Raw genomic sequence first — 9,378 nt, forward strand, 5'->3', positions numbered from 1 at the left:
TGGTATTTGAGTTCATATCGTCGATTTATCAATCAGTTATGCGATGAAGTTTACAGGTCGAACGCCCCGTATACAAGCCCTTTCGGGCTTAAGTTGAGAGCATTGCTGTGCGGGGCGGCACTTACTTCTCTTTGCCGGCCGCAAAGAGAAGTAAGCAAGAGAAAGCGGCTCAAACCGCTACTGCTAAGTGGGAACCGTGGCCTGCAAGTGGCAGTGGCTCCGTGGAATCCGGGCCCTCGCACATTCGGCGCTAGTGACAAAGGGCTCATCAGCTCCCACTCCGCACTGCGTGCGTCGCGGATGGGTCTGCCTGGGAAACCAGGGGCTTCGGTTTTGCGCCCCGGGGAACCATCGGCTTCGCCTCGGCGGCGCTGTGCGCGCCGCCGAGGCGGTGGTTCAGTCTCGTTTCTTTAGTCGCGGTGCTTCAGCGTTTTATAGCCTGAACTTTCCGACCATCTGCTTCAGGCCGCGGGCCTGATCGTCCAGGGATCTGGCGGCTGCGGTGGCCTGTTCCACTAGCGCGGCGTTCTGCTGCGTGCCTGAATCCATCTGCGTTACCGCGAGATTGATCTCTTCAATTCCCGCGCTCTGTTCCGATGATGCCGCCGAAATCTCGCCCATGATGTCGGTTACGCGCTTCACCGCCTTCACCACTTCATCCATCGTTTGTCCGGCATCCTGCGCCAGCGTCGAGCCGTTGCTCACTCGCTCCACCGACGTGCTGATCAAGCCCTTGATCTCCTTGGCGGCAGCCGCGCTGCGTTGAGCAAGGTTTCGCACTTCGGCAGCGACTACCGAAAATCCTCGGCCTTCTTCGCCGGCTCGTGCTGCTTCCACCGCCGCGTTCAACGCGAGAATGTTGGTCTGGAATGCAATCCCCTCAATCACGCCAATGATGTCGCCAATGCTCCGCGCGCTGTCGTTGATCTCGTTCATCGTCGCCACCACGCGACTTACTACGTCGCCGCCCTTCTCCGCAATTTCCGAGGCGTTGTTGGCCAGCGTGCTCGCCTGCTTGGCGTTGTCGGCGTTCTGACGAACCGTCGAAGTCAACTGTTCCATGCTGCTCGCGGTTCGCTCGAGTGCCATCGCCTGTTGCTCGGTGCGTTGCGACAAGTCCAGGTTGCCCATCGAGATTTCGCCCGATGCGGTCGCGATTGCGTCCGCGCTGGACGCGATGTCGGAGACCGTCGTCGCGAGGCCGCTTTGCATGTCGTGCAGCGCGTACAGCATGCTCGACTTGTCCTTGCGGCCCAATGCGATCTGGTTCGATAGGTCGCCTGCGGCAATCCGGCTGGCAATTTCCTTTGCGTACGCGGGCTCGCCGCCGAGTTGGCCGGCGAGGCGTCGGACTACCCACTCGCTAATGCCGAACGCCAGTGCGATCAGCGCGACCGTCATCGCAGCGAGCATCACGAACGACGAATGGAAGATGAAACCCGATGCCTCGATGGTTGCCTTTGCGGCTGTGCCGCGCTGGGCAACGAGTTCGTCGACGAGTTTTTCGAGCTTGCCAGTCTCGACCAGCAACGAGACGTCCTGGGTGCCGACCTGCCAGTTCATCTGCGAAAGATCGAGCGGCTGCGCTTTTACGAGGGTCACGAAATCACGCAGGTGCCCGCTCCACACCGCGACAGCAGCGGCGAATTTCTTTTGCTGGTCGACGGCCTTCGCGTCGGATGTGTCGACGTACTGTTGCAGCGTCCCGAGCTCTCTGGCGAGGCCGCTCAATCCCTTGTCGATGTCGGCGCCGAGATCGTCGCGCTCCTTGGCGGTGGTCGCGGTCAGCAGCATCTTTTGCGCGCGGCTTGCGCGCAGCATGTGGCCACGCGCCTCTTCGGCAGCGCGACTCGCCACGTGGCCCTGGTCGTAGATCGATTGTGCGGAAGCATTCAGGCGGCTGATCTGCGTCAGCGAAAACACGCCGATCGCGAGTGTGCCGATCAGCAGCACGGCAAACGCCAGCCGCAATGTCGCCTTCACCGACAAGCCCTTGAGCCGCACGGCCCGCGAGTGGTTGCCCTGGCCACGCGATGGCGACGGTTTGCCCGCCGCTTCCCCTTCCGGTTCGAACCCCGCGCCCGTCTGGCCGCCCAGCGAAACTGCTTTCATATTTCTCGTCCCCACGTTTCGAACTGCCGGAAAGGTCGGTTCCGGCATTAATACTTATCTCTCCGGGTCTACGGCATAACCGTCTGCGATCTTTAACGTCGCTTGTCTGATGCCGACTGCCGCGCCCGGTCCTCGACGCGTCGCTTTGTAAGCGTCGCGCCCGCGACCGTTTTATACATGGCCAAAAATCCCCAAATCGCATTTATCAGACGACGTGCCAGCCACACGTCACCATGCGCAACACACTTGACACAGGCACCGCCGTGGTGCATCTGGCTTGGGGTTTCGGCATATCCATGACGCATGGAAAGCACAATTCGTGTCCGATTCTCGACAAAACTTGTCCTTACAATTCGTGCGAGCCACATTAAACTGCGACAAATAGCTGACAAGGCCGGGCGCCGCGTCGAAATGCCGCGGCAACCCGGCAGGTCACGCGCAGGCATGCGAACGCCGGAAATCGCGACGCGCCAGCAGCCTGAAATCATGACCGCACATCCTTTCCTCTCCCTCATCTAGCGTATGGAAACGAGCCTCGAAAAAAGCGCCCTCGCCGGCGCCTCAGTCTCCCCCGTGGGTTCCGCCAGCCCCGCTGCGGCGCAGCCGGCCGCCAAGGTCCAGCGCACGGTCTACTCCGTGCTGGGTGCGATCAGCTTTTCGCATCTGCTCAACGACATGATCCAGTCGCTGATCCTGGCGATCTACCCGATGTTTAAAGACAACTTTTCACTGTCGTTCGGGCAGATCGGCCTGATTACGCTGACCTACCAGATCACCGCGTCACTGCTGCAGCCGCTGGTCGGCAGCTATACCGACAAGCATCCGAAGCCCTATTCGCTGCCGGTCGGCATGGGCTTCACGCTCGCCGGCCTGCTGCTGATGTCGGTCGCGCCGAGTTTCGGCGTGCTGCTGGTCGCGGCGGCGCTGGTCGGCTGCGGCTCGTCGGTGTTCCATCCGGAATCGTCGCGGGTGGCGCGCATGGCCTCGGGCGGCCGCCACGGTCTGGCGCAGTCGCTGTTCCAGGTGGGCGGCAATGCGGGTTCGTCGCTCGGGCCCTTGCTCGCCGCGTTGATCGTGATTCCGCACGGCCAGCGCAGCATCGCGTGGTTCTCGGTGGCGGCGCTGGTTGCGATCGTCGTGCTCACGCAGATCGGCCGCTGGTACAAGCAGCATCCCGCCGTGAAGAAGGCGCGTAGCCAGACCGGTCACGCGACCCTGTCGCGCAACCAGGTCATGTTCGCGATGGGCGTGCTGATGCTGCTGGTGTTCTCGAAATACTTTTACCTCGCCAGCATCAACAGCTACTTCACGTTCTATCTGATCGACAAGTTCCACCTGCCGGTGCAGGCCGCCCAGGTCCACCTGTTCGTGTTCCTCGCGGCGGTTGCGGCAGGCACGGTGATCGGTGGTCCGATCGGCGACCGGATCGGCCGCAAGTATGTGATCTGGGTATCGATCCTCGGCGTCGCGCCGTTCACGCTGCTGCTGCCGTACGCCAACCTGTTCTGGACCGGCGTGCTGACGGTGATCATCGGTATCGTGCTGGCTTCGGCGTTCTCGGCGATCCTCGTCTATGCGCAGGAACTGATCCCCGGCAAGGTGGGGATGATCGCGGGCCTCTTCTTCGGTTTCGCGTTCGGCATGGGCGGGATTGGCGCTGCCGTGCTCGGACAGTTGGCCGACGCCACCAGCATCGCCTATGTGTATAAGGTCTGCTCGTTCCTGCCGCTGATCGGCCTGTTGACGGTGTTTCTGCCGGATGTCGAAGGCAAACGCGCGAAAGCGTGACGGAGCCGCTTGCGGTTGCATGAAGAAAAAGGCGCTACGGCGCCTTTTTCCGTTGGGCCGCGCCCTCATGGTGAACCCGCGTTGTCCGCAAGGCGACGCCTGCTCTATGCTTGTGCGGATGTACGGCCTGCCCTCCCGCCGCGCCTCGCAGCCGTACGACTCGACATCCGTTCACTCTCGCAGCAGAAGGATCGCCGCCGATGACCACCTACCGCGACTTCCACCGCCGTTCGATCGAGCAGCCCGAGGAATTCTGGCGTGAAGAGGCGCAGCGGATTCATTGGCAAACGCCGTTCGATACGGTGCTCGACCGCTCGAATCCGCCGTTCGCGCGCTGGTTCGTCGGCGGGCGCACGAACCTGTGCCATAACGCGGTGGACCGGCATATGGCCGAGCGCCCGCAGCAGAACGCGCTGGTGTACGTGTCGACGGAAACCGGCATCGAGCGGCGCTACACCTACGCCGATCTGTACGCCGAAATCAACCGGATGGCCGCGGTGATGCGCTCGCTGGGCGTGAAGCGCGGCGACGTCGTGCTGCTCTATCTGCCGATGATCCCCGAAGCGCTGTTCGCGATGCTCGCGTGCGCGCGGCTCGGCGCGATTCACTCGGTGGTGTTCGGCGGCTTCGCGGCCCCCAATCTGGCGGCCCGCATCGACGATGCGAAACCTGTGCTGATCGTCACCGCCGACGCCGGCGCGCGTGGCGGCAAAGTGATCGACTACACGCCGCTGATGGACGAAGCCCTTGCGCGTGCGGCCCACAAGACACCGCACGTGCTGTTGATCGACCGGCAACTCGCACCCGAGCGCCTGAACGCGAGCTACCTCGTCGCCTACGAGCCGCTGCGCGAGAAATTTTTCGACGCCCACGTGCCGTGCGAATGGCTCGAATCGAACGAACCCTCGTATGTGCTGTACACCTCGGGCACCACCGGCAAGCCGAAGGGCGTGCAACGCGATGTCGGCGGTTATGCGGTGGCGCTGGCGGCATCGATGGAACACATCTTTCAGGGCAAGCCCGGCGATACGATGTTCACCGCGTCGGACGTGGGCTGGGTAGTCGGCCATAGCTACATCGTCTATGCACCGCTGATCGCGGGCCTCACTACCGTGATGTACGAAGGCACGCCGATTCGTCCGGACGGCGGCATCTGGTGGCGCCTCGTCGAACAGCACAAGATCAATCTGATGTTCACCGCACCGACAGCGTTGCGCGTGCTGAAAAAGCAGGATCCGGCGCTGCTGAAAAAATCCGATCTATCGAGCCTGCGCGCGCTGTTCCTCGCCGGCGAGCCGCTCGACGAACCGACCGCCGCATGGATCGCCGACGCGCTCGGCAAGCCCGTGATCGACAACTACTGGCAGACCGAAACCGGCTGGCCGATGCTGGCGATTCCGCGCGGCGTCGAAGCGCTGCCCACCAAGCTCGGCTCGCCGGGCGTGCCGTCGGCCGGCTTCAATCTGACCTTGCGTAACGAACTGACAGGCGAGCCCTGCCCGCCCGGCGAAAAAGGCGTGCTCACGCTGGGCTATCCGCTGCCGCCGGGCTGCATGTCGACGGTATGGGGCGACGACAAGCGCTTTGTCAGCACGTACTGGTCGAGTATTCCGAATCAGCAGGCCTACTCGACCTTCGACTGGGGCATTCAGGATGAAGACGGATACGTGACGATCCTCGGACGCACCGACGACGTGATCAATGTGGCCGGTCATCGGCTCGGCACGCGCGAGATCGAGGAAGCGTTGTCGAGCCACGCGGCGGTCGCGGAAGTCGCGGTGGTCGGCGTGACGGATGCGCTGAAGGGTCAGACGGCGATGGCCTTCGTGGTGCTGCGCGACGCGCAAGCCTATGCGAGCGAGAAGGCACGAGCGAAGCTGGAAGCCGAACTCACCACGACGGTCGACCGCCAGCTCGGCGCGATTGCGAGGCCGGCGCGTGTGGTGGTGGTGTCGATGCTGCCGAAGACGCGCTCGGGTAAGCTCCTGCGCCGTGCGATTGCGGCGCTCGCCGAGGGACGCGAACCGGGCGATCTGCCGACGATCGAGGATCCGGCGGCGCTGCAGCAGGTGCGGGAGGCGCTGGGTTAAGGATTACGCCGCGCTACGTGCCGCTAAAAACCGCGTCAGGATCGCGTTCGAATACGTCCCCGCGATCTCCGTCAGAAACGACACGAACGATTGCGGCGCGTGATCGTCGGCGGTGTCGGAGATGGTCCGCACCACCGCGCACGGCACGCCGTACTCATAACAGACCTGCGCGATCGCAGCGCCTTCCATCTCGACCGCGAGCGCGTCCGGCAGCGCATCGCGCAAGCCTTTGACACCCGTCGCACTCGCGACGAACTGATCGCCACTGATGATCAACCCGCGATGCACGCGCGGCTCGCGTGTGCCGAAGCGCGCCGCCGCAGCAGCCCCCTCTTCCGCGACAAAACGCTCGCATGCCGCAGCCAGTTGATCGGCAAGCGCCGCATCGGCTGCGAAGCGCGACACGCCGAGCAACGGCACCTCGAAGCGCGGAAACAACGGCGACGCGTCGAGATCGTGCTGCATCAGCCCGTTGGCGACGACGATATCACCGACCCGCACCTCAGTCCCCACGCCACCCGCAACGCCGGTGAACACAACCGCTTCGACATCGAACGCATGGATCAAAGCGCTGACCGTAGCCGCCGCCGCGACCTTGCCGACGCGCGCCAGTGTCACGACGCAAGGCGCGCCGTGCATGGTGCCGAGGTGATAGTCACGCTGACCGTGAGTAATGATGCGCACGCCGGATTCGGCGCGCATCGCTTCGATCAGATCGCCAAGTTCCTGCGGCAAGGCCGCCAGAATGCCAAGCGGACGATGCGAGACCGTTGCGCCGCTGTGGTTTGGATTCATGCCGCCCGTGCTCATTCAACCGCCTGCAATTTAGCGACCGCAAGCGCCAGCCACTTTTCGCCGTGCCGCTTGAATTTGACTTGGGCCTTGGCATCCGTGCCACCGCCTTCCAGCGCCGTAATCGTGCCTTCCCCGAACTTGGTATGGAACACTTGCTGGCCGACGCGGAAACCCGTTTCAGCAGCGCGTTGTTCGTTCGCAAAGGCCGGCAACGGCGCCGGCGTCGACGACACGGCGCCCGTGTAACCCGGTCGCGCGAACCAGTCGCGACCATAACCGGCGTTATCCGAACGCCCGCCCCAACGCGCGCCCGCCTCGACCTTCGGCGTGAGCCACTTGAGCGTTTCCTGCGGCAGTTCGTCGAAGAAGCGCGAGCGGATGTTGTAGCGCGTCTGGCCGTGCAGCATCCGGCTCTGCGCAAACGACAGATACAAACGCTCCTTCGCCCGCGTGATCGCCACATACATCAGACGACGCTCTTCTTCCAGCCCATCCGATTCCATCGCGCTGTTTTCATGCGGGAACAGCCCTTCTTCGAGCCCGGTGATAAACACCGCCGTGAACTCGAGACCCTTGGCCGCGTGCACCGTCATCAACTGCACGGCTTCCTGACCGGCTTGCGCCTGGTTGTCGCCCGCTTCCAGCGACGCGTGCGACAGGAAACCGGCGAGCGGCGTCATCGTGTCCGGGTTTTGCGCCGGATCGGCGATGCCGGGCGCGTCCAGCACGACGGTATTCGGATCATCCGTGGCGACGGCCAACTCAGGCGCCGTGGTCGCGCCCGGGCGCAGCGGAATCGAGCGCGCCGGCGTATCCATGCCGTAGCCTTCTTCGCTGACAAAAGCAGCGGCCGCGTTGACCAGTTCCTGCAAGTTCTCCAGCCGGTCCTGGCCTTCGCGTTCGTTCTGATAGAACTCCGTGAGACCGCTCGTGCGCACCACGTATTCGACCGTTTCCGGCAGGCTCATCTGCTGCGTTTCCGCGCGCATCTTGCCGATCAGGTTCGCGAAACTCGCGAGGCTCGACCCCGCCTTACCCGCGACATACGGAATCGCCGCGGCCATCGAGCAGTTGTACAGACGCGCCGCGTCGGCAAGTTGCTCGATCGAGCGCGCGCCGATGCCGCGCGTGGGGAAATTGACGACGCGGGCGAACGCGGTGTCGTCGTTCGGATTGTCGATCAGGCGCAGATAGGCGAGCGCGTGTTTGACTTCCTGGCGTTCGAAAAAGCGCAGACCGCCGTACACGCGATACGCGATGCCCGCATTGACCAGCGTGTGTTCGATCGTGCGCGACTGCGCGTTGCTGCGATACAGGATGGCGACTTCGCTGCGCGACGTGCCGGTGCTGATCAGCGCCTTGATTTCCTCGACGATCCAGCCGGCTTCCTGCGTATCGGTGGCGGACTCGTAGACGCGCACCGGTTCGCCGTGACCCGCGTCGGTACGCAGATTCTTGCCCAGACGCCGCGAGTTATTGGCGATCAGTTGATTGGCCGCGTCGAGAATATGGCCGTGCGAGCGGTAGTTCTGCTCCAGCTTGATCATGTGCCGGACGTTGAACTCGTGTTCGAAGTCGCGCATGTTGCCGACGTTCGCACCGCGGAACGCGTAGATCGACTGATCGTCGTCGCCGACGGCGAAGATCGAGTTGGTCTGCCCGGCCAGCAACTTCAGCCACGCGTATTGCAGCTTGTTGGTATCCTGGAACTCGTCGACGAGGATGTGCCTGAAGCGCGCCTGATAGTGGGCGCGCAGCGGCGGATTGTGCGCGAGCAGCTCGAAGCAGCGCAGCAGCAGCTCCGGAAAGTCGACGACGCCTTCGCGCTGGCACTGCTGGTCGTAGGCTTCGTAGAGCTCGACGAATTTGCGGTTGAAGTTGTCGGTGGCGTCGACGTCTTTCGGGCGCAGGCCTTGTTCTTTGGAATTGTTGATGAAGTACTGGAGATTTTTCGCCGGGTACTTTTCGTCGTCGATGTTGAGGCCCTTCATCAGACGCTTGATCGCGGAGAGCTGGTCCGCGGTATCGAGGATCTGGAAGGTGGCTGGCAGGCCGGCGTCGCGATGATGCGCGCGGAGCATGCGGTTGCAGAGGCCGTGGAAGGTGCCGATCCACATGCCACGGGTGTCGATCGGCAGGAGAGCCGAAAGACGCGACATCATTTCGCGGGCGGCTTTATTGGTGAAGGTCACCGCCAGGATGGTGGCGGGCGACGCCAGACCGTGCTGGATCAGCCACGCGATGCGCGTGATGAGGACGCGGGTTTTGCCGCTGCCCGCGCCTGCAAGGATGAGCGCTGGCTCGTTGGGGAGCGTGACGGCGGCGTGTTGTTCGGGGTTTAGATTGGCTAGCAGATCGGGCATTTTTTGGGAGGACGGCGAGGGCGTTCGACATTATATGCCCCTCCGGGGGTTAGGTTTTTTTGGGGTTTTTTGCCTTTTGCGGCGGCATTGTCAGGGTTCTTGGGGCTTTGGCCTTTCCTTGATTTGCTAGTGGTCTATTAGCGTTGCCCCTGTGCGGGGCGGCACCTACTTCTCTTTGCCGGCTGCAAAGAGAAGTAGGCAAGAGAAAGCAGCTCAAACCGCTACTGCTA

5 protein-coding genes are annotated in these 9,378 nt (G+C 63.0%); 2 read left to right on the plus strand and 3 right to left on the minus strand.

The genetic code is table 11. The features are described from left to right. Positions 1-432: 432 nt before the first annotated feature. A complete protein-coding gene (locus tag FSO04_RS44015) occupies positions 433-2,112 on the minus strand; it encodes a methyl-accepting chemotaxis protein (protein WP_154567598.1) in 1,680 nt (559 codons plus the stop codon). A gap of 522 nt (positions 2,113-2,634) precedes the next feature. Between FSO04_RS44015 and FSO04_RS44020 the strand changes: the two genes are divergently transcribed. Together FSO04_RS44020 and FSO04_RS44025 are read left to right on the plus strand one after the other, a co-directional pair. Further along, on the plus strand, positions 2,635-3,900 hold the full coding sequence (locus tag FSO04_RS44020; RefSeq protein ID WP_154567599.1) for an MFS transporter: 1,266 nt from the start codon (positions 2,635-2,637) through the stop codon (positions 3,898-3,900). Between the two features lie 200 nt (positions 3,901-4,100). After that, positions 4,101-5,990, plus strand: a complete 1,890-nt coding sequence (locus FSO04_RS44025) for a propionate--CoA ligase (protein WP_154567600.1) — start codon at positions 4,101-4,103, stop codon at positions 5,988-5,990. A 3-nt stretch (positions 5,991-5,993) separates the two neighbouring features. Here the strand turns inward: FSO04_RS44025 and FSO04_RS44030 are convergent, their stop codons facing one another. Beyond that, positions 5,994-6,785, minus strand: a complete 792-nt coding sequence (locus FSO04_RS44030) for a 5'-methylthioadenosine/adenosylhomocysteine nucleosidase (protein ID WP_233465434.1) — start codon at positions 6,783-6,785, stop codon at positions 5,994-5,996. Between the two features lie 11 nt (positions 6,786-6,796). Beyond that, complete coding sequence (locus FSO04_RS44035) at positions 6,797-9,148, minus strand: UvrD-helicase domain-containing protein (protein ID WP_154567602.1); 2,352 nt, start codon at positions 9,146-9,148, stop codon at positions 6,797-6,799. Positions 9,149-9,378: the final 230 nt, after the last annotated feature.

The organism is Paraburkholderia madseniana, assembly GCF_009690905.1.
GTDB lineage: Bacteria > Pseudomonadota > Gammaproteobacteria > Burkholderiales > Burkholderiaceae > Paraburkholderia > Paraburkholderia madseniana.

Bases quoted from the DNA above. Each gene is read 5' to 3' on its own strand.
- FSO04_RS44015 (WP_154567598.1), bottom strand. From the start codon at position 2,112: ATGAAAGCAGTTTCGCTGGGCGGCCAGACGGGCGCGGGGTTCGAACCG.
- FSO04_RS44020 (WP_154567599.1), top strand. From the start codon at position 2,635: ATGGAAACGAGCCTCGAAAAAAGCGCCCTCGCCGGCGCCTCAGTCTCC.
- FSO04_RS44025 (WP_154567600.1), top strand. From the start codon at position 4,101: ATGACCACCTACCGCGACTTCCACCGCCGTTCGATCGAGCAGCCCGAG.
- FSO04_RS44030 (WP_233465434.1), bottom strand. From the start codon at position 6,785: ATGAATCCAAACCACAGCGGCGCAACGGTCTCGCATCGTCCGCTTGGC.
- FSO04_RS44035 (WP_154567602.1), bottom strand. From the start codon at position 9,148: ATGCCCGATCTGCTAGCCAATCTAAACCCCGAACAACACGCCGCCGTC.